Annotated in this window: 14 protein-coding genes and 2 tRNA genes; 5 read left to right on the plus strand and 11 right to left on the minus strand. The window is 67.8% G+C overall.

What is annotated here, in order from left to right; translation table 11 throughout:
- Window position 1 precedes the first annotated feature (1 nt).
- The 5 genes from JHC79_RS16790 to JHC79_RS16810 all read right to left on the minus strand — a co-directional run bounded on the left by JHC79_RS16790 (window position 2) and on the right by JHC79_RS16810 (window position 3,449).
- Window positions 2-74, minus strand: a tRNA-Glu gene (locus tag JHC79_RS16790).
- A 116-nt stretch (window positions 75-190) separates the two neighbouring features.
- Window positions 191-262, minus strand: a tRNA-Gln gene (locus tag JHC79_RS16795).
- An 89-nt stretch (window positions 263-351) separates the two neighbouring features.
- Entirely contained in the window at window positions 352-1,839 is a 1,488-nt protein-coding gene (gene gltX / locus JHC79_RS16800; protein ID WP_296392879.1) for a glutamate--tRNA ligase, read from the minus strand.
- Between the two features lie 4 nt (window positions 1,840-1,843).
- Window positions 1,844-2,668 (minus strand): alpha/beta hydrolase, encoded by an 825-nt coding sequence (locus JHC79_RS16805; protein ID WP_296392881.1) that lies wholly within the window; start codon window positions 2,666-2,668, stop codon window positions 1,844-1,846.
- A 7-nt stretch (window positions 2,669-2,675) separates the two neighbouring features.
- Window positions 2,676-3,449: a fumarylacetoacetate hydrolase family protein gene (locus JHC79_RS16810; protein WP_296392883.1), complete on the minus strand. Its 774-nt coding sequence runs from the start codon at window positions 3,447-3,449 to the stop codon at window positions 2,676-2,678.
- Window positions 3,450-3,581: 132 nt separating this feature from the next.
- Between JHC79_RS16810 and JHC79_RS16815 the strand changes: the two genes are divergently transcribed.
- Window positions 3,582-4,853 (plus strand): MFS transporter, encoded by a 1,272-nt coding sequence (locus JHC79_RS16815; protein ID WP_296392886.1) that lies wholly within the window; start codon window positions 3,582-3,584, stop codon window positions 4,851-4,853.
- Here JHC79_RS16815 and JHC79_RS16820 read toward each other — a convergent pair.
- Window positions 4,824-5,987 (minus strand): beta-ketoacyl synthase N-terminal-like domain-containing protein, encoded by a 1,164-nt coding sequence (locus tag JHC79_RS16820; protein WP_296392888.1) that lies wholly within the window; start codon window positions 5,985-5,987, stop codon window positions 4,824-4,826. The two genes, JHC79_RS16815 and JHC79_RS16820, sit on opposite strands and share 30 nt — an antisense overlap.
- Window positions 5,988-6,164: 177 nt before the next feature.
- Between JHC79_RS16820 and JHC79_RS16825 the strand changes: the two genes are divergently transcribed.
- The gene (locus JHC79_RS16825) at window positions 6,165-7,601 is read left to right on the plus strand and encodes a diguanylate cyclase (RefSeq protein ID WP_296392890.1); all 1,437 of its coding nucleotides are present in this window, start codon (window positions 6,165-6,167) and stop codon (window positions 7,599-7,601) included.
- Here JHC79_RS16825 and JHC79_RS16830 read toward each other — a convergent pair.
- Together JHC79_RS16830 and serA are read right to left on the minus strand one after the other, a co-directional pair.
- Window positions 7,566-8,576: a 3-isopropylmalate dehydrogenase gene (locus JHC79_RS16830; protein ID WP_296392891.1), complete on the minus strand. Its 1,011-nt coding sequence runs from the start codon at window positions 8,574-8,576 to the stop codon at window positions 7,566-7,568. The genes JHC79_RS16825 and JHC79_RS16830 overlap by 36 nt on opposite strands.
- Entirely contained in the window at window positions 8,573-10,168 is a 1,596-nt protein-coding gene (gene serA / locus JHC79_RS16835; protein ID WP_296392894.1) for a phosphoglycerate dehydrogenase, read from the minus strand. Before serA ends, JHC79_RS16830 begins: the two co-directional genes overlap by 4 nt.
- A 201-nt stretch (window positions 10,169-10,369) precedes the next feature.
- On the opposite strand from serA, the gene JHC79_RS16840 reads away from it, so the two are divergent.
- A complete protein-coding gene (locus tag JHC79_RS16840) occupies window positions 10,370-11,029 on the plus strand; it encodes a serine protease (RefSeq protein WP_296392895.1) in 660 nt (219 codons plus the stop codon).
- A gap of 68 nt (window positions 11,030-11,097) precedes the next feature.
- Here JHC79_RS16840 and ilvC read toward each other — a convergent pair whose 3' ends face one another.
- The 3 genes from ilvC to JHC79_RS16855 all read right to left on the minus strand — a co-directional run bounded on the left by ilvC (window position 11,098) and on the right by JHC79_RS16855 (window position 14,548).
- Entirely contained in the window at window positions 11,098-12,099 is a 1,002-nt protein-coding gene (ilvC, locus tag JHC79_RS16845; RefSeq protein ID WP_296392903.1) for a ketol-acid reductoisomerase, read from the minus strand.
- Between the two features lie 71 nt (window positions 12,100-12,170).
- Window positions 12,171-12,674, minus strand: coding sequence for an acetolactate synthase small subunit (gene ilvN / locus JHC79_RS16850; protein WP_296392897.1), 504 nt, complete (start codon window positions 12,672-12,674; stop codon window positions 12,171-12,173).
- Window positions 12,671-14,548 (minus strand): acetolactate synthase large subunit, encoded by a 1,878-nt coding sequence (locus JHC79_RS16855; protein ID WP_296392904.1) that lies wholly within the window; start codon window positions 14,546-14,548, stop codon window positions 12,671-12,673. Before JHC79_RS16855 ends, ilvN begins: the two co-directional genes overlap by 4 nt.
- A 316-nt stretch (window positions 14,549-14,864) precedes the next feature.
- Between JHC79_RS16855 and JHC79_RS16860 the strand changes: the two genes are divergently transcribed.
- Together JHC79_RS16860 and ilvD are read left to right on the plus strand one after the other, a co-directional pair.
- Window positions 14,865-15,287: a PH domain-containing protein gene (locus tag JHC79_RS16860; protein ID WP_296392898.1), complete on the plus strand. Its 423-nt coding sequence runs from the start codon at window positions 14,865-14,867 to the stop codon at window positions 15,285-15,287.
- Between the two features lie 96 nt (window positions 15,288-15,383).
- Window positions 15,384-17,231: a dihydroxy-acid dehydratase gene (gene ilvD / locus JHC79_RS16865; protein WP_296392899.1), complete on the plus strand. Its 1,848-nt coding sequence runs from the start codon at window positions 15,384-15,386 to the stop codon at window positions 17,229-17,231.
- Window positions 17,232-17,326 lie beyond the last annotated feature (95 nt).

Consider the following 17,326-nt stretch of genomic DNA (forward strand, 5'->3'; position numbering starts at 1 on the left):
GTAGCCCCGACGGGATTCGAACCCGCGCTACCGCCTTGAGAGGGCGGCGTCCTAGGCCGCTAGACGACGGGGCCAGGAACTTCATCTGTGTCGAACTCAGTCGCGCATTCTCGGGAGAATTTGCAACCTCGCCAGATTACTCGGCAGACGATCCAGAACCAAAATCGATTCCGCTCATCACTGCTCGACGCTGGGGTACCAGGACTCGAACCTAGAACGACGGTACCAGAAACCGCTGTGTTGCCAATTACACCATACCCCAAGGTAGGGCTCCCGCTGCCGATCTCCGCCAGCGAAAAGCGCCGAGAAGTAGACTAGCAAAGAGCTCGTCGGGAACCGCAAACCCGCAGCTCAGGCGTTAGTTTTGCAGTACTTCTCCCGCGCCGCGCGCAGTCGGGCGACGGTGCTGTCGCGGCCGAGCAGCTCGATCGACTCGAACAGCGGCGGACTGATGTGCGATCCGGTGACGGCCACCCGGACCGGACCGAACGCCTTGCGGGGCTTGAGTTCGAGACCGTCGACGAGAGCCTCTTTCAGCGCTGTCTCGATCGCCTCGGTGGTCCACTCCCCCACATCCGAGATCGCGGTGATCGCGGCGTCGACGACCGGTCCGGCGTCGGCGCCGAGGTTCTTGGCCGCGGCACCGGGGTCGATCGTGAGGTCGGCGTCGGAGGTGTAGAGGAACGACATGAGCCCCCATGCGTCACCGAGCACCTGGATCCGCGTCTGCACCAGATCGGCGATGACCGGGAACGACGAGGTGTCGGCGGTGGCCGCCAGCAGCCCCCGGTCGACGAGGTAGGCGCTCAGGCGGGCGGCGAAGTCCTCCGGCGCCAGACGGCGGATGTGCTCGGCGTTGATCGCCTCGGCTTTCTTCAGATCGAACCGCGCCGGGTTCGAATTGACCTGGCGCACATCGAAGGCCGCGATCATCTCGTCGAGGGAGAACAGGTCGTGGTCGTCGGCGATTCCCCACCCGAGCAACGCCAGGTAGTTGAGCAGCCCCTCGGGGATGAACCCGCGATCACGATGGTGGAACAGGCTCGACTGCGGGTCACGCTTGGACAGCTTCTTGTTGCCCTCGCCCATCACGAACGGGAGATGGCCGAACTGCGGGACGAACTCGGCGATGCCGATCCGGATCATGGCCTCGTACAACGCGATCTGGCGCGGCGTCGAGGACAGCAGATCCTCGCCGCGCAGCACGTGGGTGATCTTCATCGTCGCGTCGTCGACCGGGTTGACGAGGGTGTAGAGCGGGTCGCCGTTGCCGCGCGTCAGGGCGAAGTCGGGGACGGTGCCCGCCTTGATCGTCGTCGGTCCGCGGACGAGGTCGTCCCACGTGATGTCGTGGTCGGGCATGCGTAGGCGGATCACCGCCGGACGACCCTGTGCCCGATACTCCTCGCGCTGGGAGTCGGTCAGGTCCCGATCGAAGTTGTCGTAGCCGCGCTTGGGATCGCGACCGGCCGCGCGGTGTCGCTCCTCGACCTCCTCCGGAGTGGAGAACGCCTCGTAGGCCTCACCCGCGGTGAGCAGTTCGGTGACGACTCCACGATGCAGCTCGGAGCGTTGCGACTGCCGGTAGGGCGCGTACGGACCGCCTACCTCCGGTCCCTCGTCCCATCCCAACCCGAGCCATCGCAGTGCGTCGAGCAGAGCCGCGTACGACTCCTCGGAGTCCCGTGCGGCGTCGGTGTCCTCGATGCGGAACACGAAGTCGCCGCCGTGGTGCTTGGCGTAGGCGTAGTTGAAGAGAGCGGTGCGGACCAGTCCGACGTGTGGGGTGCCCGTCGGCGACGGGCAGAAACGGACTCGGACGGCACCAGATTGCGACATGTGGTCAGGTTATCGTCCGCGCCAGGAACTCGATCACGAGCCGGTTCACCTCGTCGGGCTGCTCGAGGTAGCCGTAATGACCGGCCTTCTCCACGACGCTGTACTGGGCGCCGGGTATCGCGTCGGCGACCTCCCGGGCCAGGTGCGGCGGCAGCGTTCGGTCGTCGGCGAATCCGACCACCAGTGACGGCCGTGTGATCGCGCGATACGCAGCCAGTCGGTCGGGCTCGCCGACGTGCAACTGGAGCTGGGCACGGACGCCGGGTGAGCGGGACTGGCCCGAGAACTCGATGATGTCGAGCCAGTCGCGTGCGGTGGTGTCGTCGGCGAGAGTGTGCGGCGACAGGTTCAGGTGCGCGGTGATCGCCGCGTGGTAGCTGTCCGGCAGGGTGATCCCCTGGTCGATCAGGGCACGTTCACCCGCCGAGATCGCCTCCTGCATCGGCCCGCTGCGTCCGTAGGTGGCGAGCATCACCGCGCACCGGACGATGTCGGGCCGCGCCAGGGTCAGCTCCTGGGTGATGCGGGCACCGAGCGATGTCCCCACCACTGCGGCCGGACCGGCGTCGATGTACTCGATCAGAGCCGCGGTGTCGGCGACCATGTCGGCGATGGTGAAGCCGTCCGGGCATTCACTCGACGGTGCGACGCCGCGGTTGTCGAAGGTGACCACCCGGTAGCCGGCCTTGACCAGGGCCGGTTGTTGATGTGCTTTCCACACCCGTCCGGGACTGCCGGTCCCCATGACCATCACGACGAGCGGTCCCGCTCCCGCGTCCTCGTAGCTCAGGGTGATCCCGTTGACACGGGCGGTCTTCGGAGCGACCACCACCGTCTCAGCCCCTGTCCACGACGGGGTTCACCAGGGTTCCGATCCCCTCGACGGTGACCGAGACCTCCTGCCCGGCGGTCATGGGACCGATGCCCTCCGGTGTGCCCGTGAGGATCACATCTCCCGGTAGCAGCGTCATGATCGCCGAGATCCACTCCACGATCTCGCCGACGTCGTGCAGCATCAGCGACGTGCGGCTGCGCTGCTGCACGACGCCGTCGAGCTCCGTGCGGATCTCCAGGTCGGACGGGTCGATCTCGGTCTCGATCCACGGTCCGAGCGGGCAGAAGGTGTCGTACCCCTTGCCCCGGGTCCACTGACCGTCGGCTTTCTGCTGATCGCGTGCGGTGACGTCGTTGGCGACGGTGTAGCCCAGGATCACGCTCGCGGCGGCCGCGGCGGCGACGTCCTTGCACGGGCGGCCGATGACGATTGCCAGCTCGCCCTCGAAGTCGACGCGGTTCGAGCTCGGCGGCCGCACGATGGGGACACGCGGTCCGATGATCGAGGTGTTCGGCTTGATGAAGATCACCGGGTCCTCGGGGGCGACGTCGCCCATCTCGGCCGCGTGCGCGGCGTAGTTCTTCCCGATGCAGACGACCTTGCTGGCCAGGATCGGGGCCAACAGTCGGACGTCGGACACCGGCCACGACCGGCCGGTGAACGTCGGGGTGCCGAACGGGTGCTCGGCGATCTCTCGGGCCTGTGCGGAGTCCCCGTCGCCGTCGATGGCGACGAAGGCCACTCCGTCGGGGCTGGCAATTCGTCCTAGACGCATGGGTGGAGACTATCTCACCAGCCGAGACGGACAGTTTCCCGGGACCGGTCCTCGGTACTAACATATGGGCTGCGCGTCTCACATTGTGAACACACCAACCGGAACGCTCAGGCGCGCAACGAGAGGGACGCCATGGTCGAGGACACGACAGCACCGTCGGTGACCCGCCGATGGGCGATGTTGGTCGCGTCGATCCTCGGTGCGATGTCGACGACCTGCGCGGTCAGCGGGGCCGGTTTCCTGATCCCCGTGTTGCACACCGACAGCGGACTGTCGCTCGCCGCGGCGTCGACGTTGGCGACCTTCCCGACCATCGGGCTGATGCTGACGATCATCCCGTGGGGTGCCGCCCTCGACCGGTTCGGCGAACGCACGATCCTGTTGATCTCGCTGTCGGCCACGGTGGTCGCCACCGCTGCTGCCGCGGCGGCGTCCGCCGCTGGACTGGGATACGGGGTGATCGCCGCGACGCTGCTGCTCGGGGGCATGGTCTCGGCCGCCACGAACGGGGCCAGCGGCCGGATCGTGGTGGGCTGGTTCCCCCCGCGCGGGCGGGGTACCGCCATGGGGGTCCGACAGACCGCCCAACCCCTCGGGATCGGGCTGTGTGCGTTGACCATTCCGGTGCTCAGTGCCGACCACGGTGTGACGGCGGGCCTGTACGTCCCGGTCGCCATGTCGGTGGTGGGCCTGATCGCCGTCGCGGTCACCGTCATCGACCCGCCGCGCTCGGCCGCGTCCGATTCCGGCGTCGACCCGGGCGTGAACCCCTACCGCGCTTCGTCGTTCCTGCCCCGCGTGCACGCCGTCAGTGTGCTGCTGGTGATCCCGCAGTCGATGCTGTGGACGTTCGTACCGGCGTGGCTGATCGTGGCCCACCACTGGTCGCCCGGGCCCGCCGGCGTGCTGGTGACCGTAAGTCAGATCCTCGGTGCGGCAGGGCGGATCGCCGCGGGTCGATGGTCGGACGTGTGGGGCAGCCGGATGAAACCGATCCGGGTCATCGCCCTCGCGGCGGGGGTCGCGTCGGCGGCGCTGGCCGTCACCGACTGGCTCTCGAGTCCGGCCGCCGCGGTGATCATGGTGTTCGCCACCGTGATCACGGTGGCCGACAACGGACTCGCGTTCACCGGCATCGCCGAGTTCGCCGGTCCGCGGTGGAGCGGACGCGCCCTGGCCATCCAGAACACCGGGCAGTACCTGGCGACGTCCGCCGCGACGCCGACCTTCGGGGCCCTCATCGGCGCCACCGGGTTCCCGGCGGCATTCCTGGTCATGGCCGTCGCGCCGCTGATCGCGCTGCCGCTGGTGCCCTCTGACCCGCGACCGGGCGATAAGGTGCCCGACGCCGTTGTCGGGCACCCCGCGACGTCGTCACCCGGCCGGGGCGAAGACCACCACTGAGTTGTGTCCGCCCATGCCCAACGACGGCTTGACGGTGATGCCGTCGACCATCGGGGTGGCACCGTCGAGCAGCAACTCGTGACCCGCCGCGACACGAGGGGCCGCGGGCACCACACCCGCCTCGGTCCCGAGTGCCGCGGCGGCGATCTCGACCGCCGCCGCCGCACCCTGGCAGTGGCCGGTCAAGGGCTTGACCGAGTACACACCGGGCCGTGCGGCGCCGAAGATCTCCGACAGGATCGCCGTCTCGGCGACGTCGCACTGCTTGGTCCCGGGACCGTGTGCGTTGAGATACGCGACGTCCTCGGCGCGCACGTTCGCGTCGGCGAGGGCGTCGCGAACGCACCGCATGATCTGCCCGTGGTCGGGGTCCACCGAGACGACGTGGAACGCGTCGTGACTCATCGCGCCCCCGAGGATGTCGACGTATCCCGTCGCGGGTGAGGTGGTGACGACGAATCCCACCGACGCCTCCCCCATCGCGAACCCACGGCTGCCCTCCTGGAACGGGCGGCAGGCGTCGAGGGGTTCGGCGTCGACCACGCCGGCGCCGAGTCGGACGAAATGCCGGACGTTCTCCGGGGTCAACGAGAGGTCCGTCGCGACGCAGACCACGTCGTCGACGATCCCGGCGTCGAGCCACATCTTGGCGGTGATCAGCCCGACGTTGCCCGAACTGCACGTCGCCGAGACGTTCATCGCGGGGCCGTGGAAACCGAATTCCTGCATGAGGGTCGAGATCGGGGTCGAGGGCAACAACCGGAGGTAGTCGCGTACCCGACGTTCCCCGTTGTCGACGTGGTAGAAATCGCGCCAGTCCTCGACGTCGCCGAGGACCACCGCGTGCACCAGGCCGACCCGCCGGCCCGGTTCCCATCCGCGCGCATACGCATCGGAGATCGCCTCGCGCACCGCGCCCTTCATCGCGCGGGCGAATCGACTCGGGCTGTCCCCGGCCTCGCCGCCGGGGGGAACCTTGGCCAGCCAGACGTCCTCGTCGGCGTTCTCGCTGTAGCCGCTGTGCAACACCGCCGCGGGTTTTCCGCTCGAGACGCCGCGCCAGAGCGCGTCGGCACCCCATCCGTAACCGGTGTTCGCGCCGATTCCCACGATGCTCGGAATTGTTGTGGACATGATTCATCGCCTTTCTGTTCCTGTGAGATGTCCCTACTGGAAATCCCCCCCGAAGCGATTAACCTCCATCATCACCGCGACCACAAAATGAATTCGCTATCTGGATTCTCGATTAACCAGTCGACATAAAAGATGTGTTGGCCTGCACCGTTACTGGTGCACAACAAAGGTGGTTCAATGGTGTCTCCCGATGCGACGTGTGAGGAGCTCCCGGTGTCACCGACGAACGAACAGCCGGCCCCTTCCGCGGACCGCGTTCGCCTCGACGCCGACATGGCCGCGATGGGCCGTGAGTACCGCATCCTCATCGACCACAGCCCCGACACGATCGTCGTGCACGAGGGGCGGCAGATCGTCTTCGTGAATCCGACCGGCCTCCGGTTGATCGGCGCCACCGACACGGCGCAGGTGGTCGGTCACTCATTGGCCGAGTTCGTCACCCAGGAGTCGATCCCGCCGATGGTGGCGCGTATCCGTGATCTCGACCATGTCGGCGCGGTCTCCGAACCGTCGGAGATGGTCCTGCGCCGGATCGGTGGGCGCCACGTCGAGGTCGAGGCGGTCTCGGTGTTGACCCGGTGGGAGGGACGCCGCGCCTACCAGGTGGTCCTGCGAGACCTCTCGGCGCAACGAGCCGCGGAGGCCGCGGCAGCGCGCGCCGAACTGCTGTACACCAACGTCGTCTCGAGCCTCGTCGAAGGCGTGATCGTGATGGATGCGACCGGCGTGATCGAATCGATCAACCCCGCCGCCGCCGACATCTTCGGGGTGGACCCGGCACTCGCGGTGGGTGAGGAACTGCCGACCCTGTGGACGGGAGCGGAGGTCCTCGACTCCGACGGGGCGATCCTGCCGTCCGATCAGCATCCCCACGTACGAACGCAGCTGACCGGCGCGCCGGTCGGTTTCGTCGTCGGCCTCCGGTGGCCGGGCCGGCCTGTCCTCTGGAGTTCGGGCACCTGCTCGCTGCTCGACTCCGGCGCCGGCTCACCGATGGTGGTGTCCTTCAGCGACATCAGCAAGGCCCGCAACGCCACCGCGCGACTCGAGTACCAGGCCACGCACGATTCGCTGACCGGCCTCCCCAACCGTCTGCACGTGGTGACCGAGGTGCGATCGACTCTGGAGGATCCGCACCGGCGTACCGAGATGGCCGTGCTCTTCCTCGACCTCGACAACCTCAAGTCGGTCAACGACTCCCTCGGTCACAGCGTCGGCGACGAGGTGCTCCGCGAGGCCGCCCGACGCCTGCGCCACACCGTCGACGCCGACAGTCTCGTCGGCCGCGTCGGCGGCGACGAGTTCGTCGTGGTCCTGGCGGGCGGCTCGGTACGCGTCGATACGGTCGCGGATCGGATCCACCGTGCACTGACCCTGCCGATCGAGCGGCCGGGTGCGGCCCTGATCGTGAGTGCGAGCATCGGCGCGGTCACCGTGCCGGTCGGCGACCCGCGGACGATCAACGATCTGCTCCGTGACGCCGACGTCGCCATGTACGCGGCAAAAGCCGCCGGCGGCAACAGGACCGAGCGGTTCACCGAGGTGCTCCGCCGACCGCTGCCCGCCGGCGCGGGTGGACTACAGGCGTCCGCGGATGCGAGCGGCCGTCTCTGAGGTGCTCGACGCCGCGTCACCGCGGTCGGCGAGATCGGCCGCCACGGCCTGCTCGACACGAACGGCCGAGGCCTCCTCGCCGAGGTGACGCAACAGCAGCGCGACCGACAGGATCGCCGCGGTCGGATCGGCCTTGCCCTGTCCGGCGATGTCGGGGGCACTGCCGTGCACCGGCTCGAACATCGACGGGTTCGTCCCGGTCGCGTCGATGTTGCCCGACGCGGCGAGTCCGATACCGCCACTGATGGCGGCGGCGATGTCGGTGATGATGTCGCCGAAGAGGTTGTCGGTCACGATGACGTCGAAGCGCCCCGGATCGGTGACCATGTAGATCGTCGCCGCATCCACATGGCAGTAATCGGTTGCGACATCAGGGTATTCGGCGCCGACCTCGTCGACGGTGCGCTGCCACATCGACCCGGCGAAGGACAGGACGTTCGTCTTGTGCACCAGGGTCAGCTTGTTGCTGCGGGTCCGGGCGAGCTCGAAGGCGTAGCGCACCACGCGCTCGATCCCGAAGCGGGTGTTGACACTGACCTCGGTGGCCACCTCGTGCGGCGTGCCGACCCGGATCGAACCGCCGTTGCCGGTGTAGGGACCCTCGGTTCCCTCACGCACGACGACGAAGTCGATGTCGGGATTGCCCGCCAGCGGCGAGGTGACACCGTCGAAACGGTGGCTGGGCCGCAGGTTGACGTGGTGATCGAGCGCGAAGCGCATCGTCAGCAGCAGTCCGCGCTCGAGGATCCCCGGCGGGACCGAGGGATCGCCGATGGCGCCCAACAGGATCGCGTCGTGTGCGCGGATCGAGTCGAGGTCGGCATCGGTCAGCAGCTCACCGGTGCGGTGGTAGCGCCGGGCGCCGAGGTCGTACTCGGTGCGCGTGACGCCCGGATGCACCGCATCGAGGATCCCGAGCGCCTCGGAGACGACCTCCGGTCCGATGCCGTCGCCCGCGATGACGGCGAGCTTCACGACAGGTCCACCTGCTGGATCAGCGTCGCCGACACCGATTCACCGATCGCGGTGACCACGTCGGACGGGATCTCCTTGTCGACACGCAGCATCACCGTCGCACCCTTGCCGTCGGCGTCCTGCGACAGTCCCGCGGCGGCGATGTCGATGCCGGCGTTGCCGAGCAGCGTGCCGATCTTGCCCAGCGTGCCGGGCTGGTCGCCGTAACTGACGACCAGGTTGCGCCCCTCGGCGCGGAGATCGAAGTTGCGGCCGTTGATGTTCACGATCTTCTCGACCTCGCTGGGCCCGCTGAGCGTGCCGGCGACGTTGACCGTGGATCCGTCACCGAAGACGGCCTTGAGGTCGACCAGGCTGCGGTGGTTGGGGCTCTCGGTGGCCGTCGTGACCTCACTGGTCACACCGCGATCGGCGGCGACACCGGGCGCGTTGACGAAGGTGATCGGGTCCTCGAGAACCGCGGAGAACAGTCCGCGCAGCGCAGACAGGCCGAGGACGTCGACCGAACTGGCGGCGAGCTCGCCGCGCACGTCGACGGTGATGGCGGTGGGCACCTGGCCCGAGATCGCGCCGACGAGCACGCCGAGCTTGCGGGACAACTCCAGCCACGGCGCGACGACCTCGTCGACGGCGCCGCCGGTGATGTTGACCGCATCCGGGACGAAGTGGCCGGCCAGCGCCAGACGGACGCTCTTGGCGACATCGGTGCCCGCGCGGTCCTGCGCCTCGGAGGTGGAGGCACCCAGGTGCGGGGTGACGACGACCTCGGGGAGTTCGAACAGCGGGCTGTCGGTGCACGGCTCGGTCGCGAAGACGTCGAGTCCGGCGCCACGCACGTGGCCCGACTTGATCGCCTCGGCCAGCGCGGCCTCGTCGATCAGGCCGCCGCGCGCGGCGTTGACGACGATGACGCCGGGCTTGGTGCGGGCCAGTTCGGCGGTGCCGATCATGCCCAGGGTCTCGGGCGTCTTGGGCAGGTGGACGGTGAACAGGTCCGCTCGGGACAGCAGTTCGTCCAGCGATACCAATTCGATACCCAACTGTGCTGCGCGTGCGGGCGAGACGTAGGGGTCGTAGGCGATTATCTCGGTCTCGAAGGCCGCCAGGCGGGCCGCGACGAGCTGTCCGATGCGGCCCAGACCGACCACGCCGATGGTCTTGCCGAAGATCTCCACACCGTTGAACTTCGACCGCTTCCACGTGTGCTCGCGCAGCGTCGCGTCGGCGGCGGGGATCTGGCGGGCGACCGCAAACATCAACGAGATCGCGTGCTCGGCGGCGGTGTGGATGTTCGACGTCGGGGCGTTGACGACCATGACGCCGCGCGCCGTTGCCGCAGGTACGTCCACGTTGTCGAGGCCCACGCCCGCGCGCGCGATGATCTTCACCCTGGGTGCTGCGGCGAGGACCTCGGCGTCGATGGTGGTGGCCGAACGGACGAGGATCGCATCGGCGTCCACGACCGCCTCGAGGAGCTTGGGACGGTCAGGGCCGTCGACCCAACGCACCTCGACATCGTCGCCGAGTGCCTCGACGGTCGACGGTGCCAGTTTGTCGGCGATCACGACGATCGGTCGGCCAGCTGTGCTCACGCGGATATCTCCTGTTGCTTGTCGGGAACGACTCAGCGCTCAGCTTAGAGGGCACCGCGAATCACAATTCGCCCGACCACGGACGGTCGTGGTCTCCTCGGAGTGGCGGTGTGACGGCGGTTACGGATACATTGCGTCTGGCTCGAGATCTCGGCCGGATTTCTCGTGGGGTCATGTGAAGTGAGAAGAAGTGGAGCACCGATGGTGAAGAAGCTGGTGGCCCTGTTCGCCGCGTGCGCAGCGATGGCGATGATGGTCTGGGGTGCGGGCGCCGCATCGGCCAAGGCAGACATCTTTCTCGGCGGCGGTTCGGGGATCATCGTCCTCAAGGGCGGCAACTCCGCGTCGGCGTGCACGCTGACCACGATCGGTCGCGATTCCGCGGGACGCCTCGTCGGCCTCACCGCCGGTCACTGCGGTTCGGTGGGCCAGACGGTCCTGTCGGAGACGTTCAGCAACAAGGGCGCCGCCGGTCGCATCATCGTCTCCAACGATTCCCTCGACTTCGACGTGATCCAGTTCGACGCCAACCGCGTCGTCCCACTGCGCACCGTGCGCGGGGTGACCATCCGCTCGATCCAGACCGCTGCCCCGCAGTTCCCGTCGGTGCTGTGCAAGACCGGTCGCACCACCGGCCAGACCTGCGGCATCACCTTCTTCTCCGACAACCAGTCCCATTTCTCGGCCGTGTGTGTCGCCGAGGGTGACTCGGGTAGCCCGGTCGTGATCGGCGACCGCCTGATCGGCATGGTCAACGCGTACTACTTCACCGCGTGCATCGGGCCGGAGACCGGCTCGAACATCGCGCCGATCCTGCGCGCGATGTCCAACGCGGGCGTGAAGGGTTTCCGCGTCATCTGACGCAGACCACAGACAAAGCGAAGGCCCCCACCGGATCCCGGTGGGGGCCTTCGTTGTCGTGCGGTGGATCAGGCGGTCTCGGTGATCGGCCGATCGACCCAGCTCATCAGATCGCGCAGCTTCTTGCCGGTGACCTCGATGGGGTGCTCGGCGTTGCGCTTGCGCAGGTTCTCCAGTTCGGTGTTGCCGCCCTCGACGTTGGCGACGAGTCGCTTGACGAAGGTGCCGTCCTGGATGTCCTTGAGGATGCCGCGCATCCGCTCCTTGGTGCCGTCGTCGATGACGCGCGGTCCCGACAGGTAGCCACCGAACTCCGCGGTGTCCGACACCGAGTAGTTCATGCGGGCGATGCCACCCTCGTACATGAGGTCGACGATGAGCTTCAGCTCGTGCAGCACCTCGAAGTAGGCCATCTCGGGGGCGTAGCCCGCCTCGACCATGACCTCGAAGCCGATCTTGACGAGTTCCTCGGTGCCGCCGCACAGCACGGCCTGCTCACCGAACAGGTCGGTCTCGGTCTCCTCCTTGAAGGTGGTCTTGATGACGCCGGCGCGCGCGCCACCGATGGCCTTGGCGTAGCTCAGTGCCAGCGCCTCGCCCTCACCCTTGGGGTCCTGGTCGATCGCGATGAGGCAGGGCACGCCCTTGCCGTCGACGAACTGACGACGCACCAGGTGGCCGGGGCCCTTCGGGGCGACCATCGCGACGGTGATCGACGCGTCCGGCTGGATCAGGTCGAAGTGGATGTTGAGTCCGTGGCCGAAGAACAGCGCGTCGCCGTCCTTGAGGTGCGGCGCGATGTCCTCGGTGAAGATCTGGGCCTGCGAGGTGTCCGGCGCCAGCAACATGATGACGTCGGCCCACTCGGCGGCCTCGGCCGCACTGAGGACCTTGAGCCCCTGCTCGGCGGCCTTGTCACGCGACTTGCTGCCCTCGCGGAGACCGATCGCGACCTCGACTCCCGAGTCGCGCAGGCTCAGCGAATGCGCATGCCCCTGGCTGCCGTATCCGATGACCGCGACCTTGCGGCCCTGGATGATCGACAGATCGGCATCGTCGTCGTAGAACATCTCGACTGCCACTTATGACTCTCCTTCGGTTTCGATCTTCATTGATCTCACTTGTACTGGGTTTGGTTGTCTCAGCGGGTCGCCGAGATGGACTTCGGTCCGCGTCCGAGCGCGACCGCGCCGGACTGCGCGATCTCGCGGATGCCGTACGGGTCGAGCATCCGCAGCAGCGCCTCGAGCTTGTCCGACGTACCGGTCGCCTCGATGGTGACCGATTCGGTGGACACGTCGATCACCTTGGCGCGGAACAGATCGACGACCCCGATGACGTCGGCGCGCGTCGAGGCGTCGGCGCGGACCTTGATCATCATGAGCTCGCGGGACACCGACGCGTCGGGATCCTGCTCGACGATCTTGATGACGTTGATCAGCTTGTTGAGCTGCTTGGTGACCTGCTCGAGGGGGAAATCCTGCACGGAGACCAGGATGGTCATGCGCGAGACGCCCTTGAGCTCGGTCGGACCGACAGCGAGCGACTCGATGTTGAACCCGCGACGCGAGAACAGCGACGAGACGCGAGCGAGAACGCCGGGGCGGTCCTCGACGAGAACCGACAGAGTGTGCGTGGTCTTCATTCCGCGCCACCTCCGGTGGTCGGTGTGGCCGGGTCCATGACGGCGTGGATGTCGATCGGCTCGGCGGCCGACTCGTCGTCGTCGAACAGCGGACGAATTCCCTTGGCCGCCATGATCTCGTCGTTACCGGTACCGGCTGCGACCATCGGCCACACCTGCGCGTCGGCACCGACGATGAAGTCGATCACGACCGGTCGATCGTTGATCGCGCGGGCCTGGGCGATGATGTCGTCGACGTCTTCCTCACGCTCACACCGGAATGCGGCGCATCCGAGAGCCTCGGCGAGCTTGACGAAGTCCGGGATGCGGTGCGAGTGCGTCGCGAGATCGGTACTGGAGTAACGCTTGTCGTAGAACAGCGTCTGCCACTGCCGGACCATGCCCAGGTTGCCGTTGTTGATCAGGGCGACCTTGATGGGGATGCCCTCGATGGCACAGGTGGCCAACTCCTGGTTGGTCATCTGGAAGCACCCGTCGCCGTCGATGGCCCACACCTCGGTGTCGGGGGCGGCCATCTTGGCGCCCATCGCCGCGGGGACCGCGTAGCCCATCGTGCCGAGTCCACCGGAGTTCAACCACGTCCGCGGCTTCTCGTAGGAGATGAACTGGGCCGCCCACATCTGATGCTGGCCGACGCCTGCGCAGTACACCGCGTCGGGTCCGGCGGCCTTGCCGACCGACGAGATGACGAACTCCGGCGACATCGCACCGTCGGAGGGACGGTCGTAGCTCAGCGGGTACGTGCGCCGGATGCCGTCGAGGTAGGTCCACCACTGCGAGATGTCGACCGAGCCGGCGCTGGTCGCCCGCTCGTCGCGCAGGGCCTCGATCAGCTCGACGATGACCGCACGACAGTCACCGACGATCGGCACGTCGGCGAAGCGGTTCTTGCCGATCTCGGCGGGGTCGATGTCGGCGTGGATGACCTTGGCGTCCGGGGCGAACGAGTCCAACTGCCCGGTGACCCGGTCGTCGAAACGTGCGCCGAGGGTGATGAGCAGATCGCTGCGCTGCAACGCCGCGACCGCAGCGACCGTGCCGTGCATACCCGGCATCCCGAGGTGCAGGTTGTGGCTGTCGGGGAACGCGCCGCGGGCCATCAGGGTCGTGACGACCGGGATCCCGGTCAGCTCGGCCAGCTCGAGCAGCTCGGCCGAGGCCTCGGCCTTGATGACACCGCCGCCGACGTAGAGCACCGGCGAGTGCGCGGCGTTGATCAGGCGGGCGGCCTCGCGGACCTGCTTGCCGTGCGGCTTGGTGACCGGTCGGTATCCGGGCAGGTCGATCTGCGGCGGCCACGAGAAGGTGGTCTGCGCCTGCAGGACGTCCTTGGGGATGTCGACCAGAACCGCCCCGGGACGACCGCTCTCGGCGAGGTAGAAGGCCTCGGCCATCGTCTGCGCGATGTCGGCGCCGTTGGTGACCAGGAAGTTGTGCTTGGTCACCGGCATGGTGATGCCGGTGATGTCGGCCTCCTGGAAGGCGTCGGTACCGATCAGCGCGCGACCGACCTGACCGGTGATCGCGACGACCGGGACCGAGTCCATCTGCGCGTCGGCGAGCGGGGTGATGAGGTTGGTCGCACCCGGGCCGGAGGTCGCCATGCAGACCCCGGCACGGCCGGTGATCTGGGCGTATCCGGTGGCGGCGTGACCTGCACCCTGCTCGTGACGAACGAGGATGTGGCGGACCTTCTTGGAGTCGAGCAGCGGGTCGTACACCGGGAGGATGCACCCACCGGGGAGGCCGAAGACGACCTCTACACCGAGTTCCTCGAGGGAACGGACGACGGCCTGCGCGCCGCTCACGCGCTCAGGGGCCACCGTCGCCGCACCGACGGTGCGGGGGCGGGCCGATAAAGGTGTCGGAGCCACGCGACCCCCCGACGGCGTGGAGCCGTCCTGGGAGCGTGTTGCTGGTGCGCTCACTGCAGTTTCCTCTGCTGGTCATTGGTTAGAAGGGCAACAAAAAACCCCCGTCAGCTTCTCAGCTGTACGAGGGTGGCGCGTCGATGCTTGGTGAGGTTCTCGTGGCAAAAACCCGGTCAGGCGTTGACGCGCCGGCCGAGTACGAGAATCTCCTTGTGCTTCACGTCTGCAAAGGTAGGTCTGAGCAGCTGGTCCAGTCAACTCACCTCCGAAGCGCATCCCACGATGTGGGACTTCGCTGTCCGGATGCCACAATGACGAAATGCCCGAGAGCGACCAGCCGACGCCCGCCCCCGTCGAGTTGCCCATCCAGTTCCGCATCCAGCCGATGGCGTACTTCGGCGTCTTCATGATGATGGTGACCGCGGTGATCCTCGCGGGCGCGTCGCTGACCTATCTCGGCTGGACGCTGGTGCTGCCCGTGCTCGGCGGCTACTGGATGTACCGGATCCGCACCGTGGTCACCGTCGACGGCCTGCGCGCGGTCGGCACCCTGCGAACCAGGGAGATCCCCTGGGACGAACTGAGCGGCCTGTCGTTCCCCCGCTGGGGTGCGGTACGCGCGGTCACCACCGACTCGACGCGGGTACGCCTGCCGGCAATCGCGTTTCGCGACCTCCCCCTGCTCTCGGCCGCGAGCGCGGGACGGATCCCCGACCCCTACGCCGCCCGCAGCACCGACTGATCGGTCGCCGCACGCGGGAGTACGCTGGCCGGCGCAGATGCGTAGCCGGGACGCTGCCCGCCCGCTGCGCGAACCACCAGCCGATCGAGGTACACCATGCCGCCCTTGAGGTCTCGGACCACCACTCACGGACGCAACGCTTCCGGAGCACGATCCCTGTGGCGAGCCACCGGGATGACCGACGACGATTTCGGCAAACCGATTGTGGCCATCGCCAACTCGTACACGCAGTTCGTGCCGGGGCACGTCCACCTCAAGAACGTCGGCGAGATCGTGGCCGAGGCGGTCCGCGCCGCCGGCGGCGTCCCGCGTGAGTTCCACACCATCGCCGTCGACGACGGCATCGCGATGGGGCACGACGGGATGCTCTATTCGCTGCCCAGTCGCGAGATCATCTCCGACTCGGTGGAGTACATGGTCAACGCGCACACCGCCGACGCGCTTGTCTGTATCTCCAACTGCGACAAGATCACTCCTGGCATGCTCAACGCCGCGATGCGTCTGAACGTCCCCACGGTCTTCGTCTCGGGCGGTCCGATGGAGGCGGGGAAATCGGTCGTCGTCGGCGACGTGGTGCACCCGTCGTCCGACCTCATCACCACCATCTCGGCGTCGGCCAACGAGGCCGTCGACGACGAGGCGCTCAAGGCCGTCGAGGAGGCCGCCTGCCCCACCTGCGGTTCGTGCTCGGGCATGTTCACCGCCAACTCGATGAACTGTCTGACCGAGGCCCTCGGACTCGCCCTGCCCGGCAACGGGTCGACCCTGGCCACCCACGAGGCACGGCGGGCACTGTTCAGTCGGGCCGGCACCGTCATCGTCGACGCCGCGACGCGGTTCTACCGTGACGACGACTCGTCGGTGTTGCCGCGCAGCATCGCCACCTCCGCGGCGTTCCGCAACGCGATGGTCCTCGACGTCGCCATGGGCGGCTCGACGAACACGGTCCTGCACGTCCTCGCCGCGGCGCAGGAGGGCGAGGTCGCCGACTTCGACCTCGACGTCATCGACGAGATCAGCCGTAGGGTCGCCTGCCTGTCCAAGGTCGCCCCGAACTCGGATTACCACATGGAGGACGTGCACCGGGCGGGCGGAATCCCCGCCATCCTCGGTGAGCTGCGTCGGGCCGACCTGCTCGATGACACCACCAGCACGGTGCACTCGCCGACCATGGCGCAGTTCCTCGACGACTGGGACATCCGCAGCGGCCGCGCCATCGACGAGGCGTTCGAGCTGTTCCACGCCGCACCCGGCGGGGTCCGCACCACCACCCCGTTCTCCACCGCGAACCGGTGGAGCTCACTCGACACCGACGCCGCCGAGGGCTGCATCCGAGATCTGGCGCACGCCTACACCGCCGAGGGTGGGCTCTGCGTGCTCCGCGGCAACGTCGCGCAGGACGGCGCGGTGCTCAAGACGGCGGGGATCGACGAGGACCTGTGGCACTTCGAGGGTCCCGCACGCGTCGTCGAGAGTCAGGACGAGGCCGTGCAGGTGATCCTGAGCAAGACCATCCAGGCCGGTGAGGTCCTGGTGGTCCGCTACGAGGGACCCGCCGGCGGACCCGGCATGCAGGAGATGCTGCACCCGACCGCGTTCATGAAGGGCACCGGCATGGGCAAGAAATGCGCGCTGGTGACCGACGGGCGGTTCTCCGGCGGTTCGTCGGGACTGTCGGTGGGGCACGTCTCCCCCGAGGCCGCCGCGGGCGGCGTCATCGGACTCGTCGAGGACGGCGACCCCATCCTCATCGACGTGAAGACGCGGCAGCTGAAGGTCCTCGTCGACGACGAGGTCCTGCTCGAACGCCGCGCCAAGATGGAGGCCTCCGAGCGGCCGTGGCAGCCGCGGGCGGAGCGCGAGCGCAAGGTCACGACCGCGCTGCGCGCCTACGCCAAGCTCGCCACCTCGGCCGACAAGGGCGCCGTCCGTCAGGTCGACTGAGTCATCACCTCTCCGGGCGACTGAGATCGTCCGCCCACAACCCCGCCGCGGACGTATTGTCCGCGGCGGGGCTGTATTCGGACGATCTCAGCCTC

The sequence above is a fragment of the Williamsia sp. genome (assembly GCF_016462415.1).
GTDB lineage: Bacteria > Actinomycetota > Actinomycetes > Mycobacteriales > Mycobacteriaceae > Williamsia_A.

Coding starts and splice junctions, on each gene's coding strand:
- ilvN (WP_296392897.1), bottom strand. CDS start 12,674: ATGAAGACCACGCACACTCTGTCGGTTCTCGTCGAGGACCGCCCCGGC.
- JHC79_RS16825 (WP_296392890.1), top strand. CDS start 6,165: ATGGTGTCTCCCGATGCGACGTGTGAGGAGCTCCCGGTGTCACCGACG.
- JHC79_RS16815 (WP_296392886.1), top strand. CDS start 3,582: ATGGTCGAGGACACGACAGCACCGTCGGTGACCCGCCGATGGGCGATG.
- ilvC (WP_296392903.1), bottom strand. CDS start 12,099: ATGTTCTACGACGACGATGCCGATCTGTCGATCATCCAGGGCCGCAAG.
- JHC79_RS16820 (WP_296392888.1), bottom strand. CDS start 5,987: ATGTCCACAACAATTCCGAGCATCGTGGGAATCGGCGCGAACACCGGT.
- JHC79_RS16840 (WP_296392895.1), top strand. CDS start 10,370: ATGGTGAAGAAGCTGGTGGCCCTGTTCGCCGCGTGCGCAGCGATGGCG.
- ilvD (WP_296392899.1), top strand. CDS start 15,384: ATGCCGCCCTTGAGGTCTCGGACCACCACTCACGGACGCAACGCTTCC.
- JHC79_RS16860 (WP_296392898.1), top strand. CDS start 14,865: ATGCCCGAGAGCGACCAGCCGACGCCCGCCCCCGTCGAGTTGCCCATC.
- gltX (WP_296392879.1), bottom strand. CDS start 1,839: ATGTCGCAATCTGGTGCCGTCCGAGTCCGTTTCTGCCCGTCGCCGACG.
- JHC79_RS16810 (WP_296392883.1), bottom strand. CDS start 3,449: ATGCGTCTAGGACGAATTGCCAGCCCCGACGGAGTGGCCTTCGTCGCC.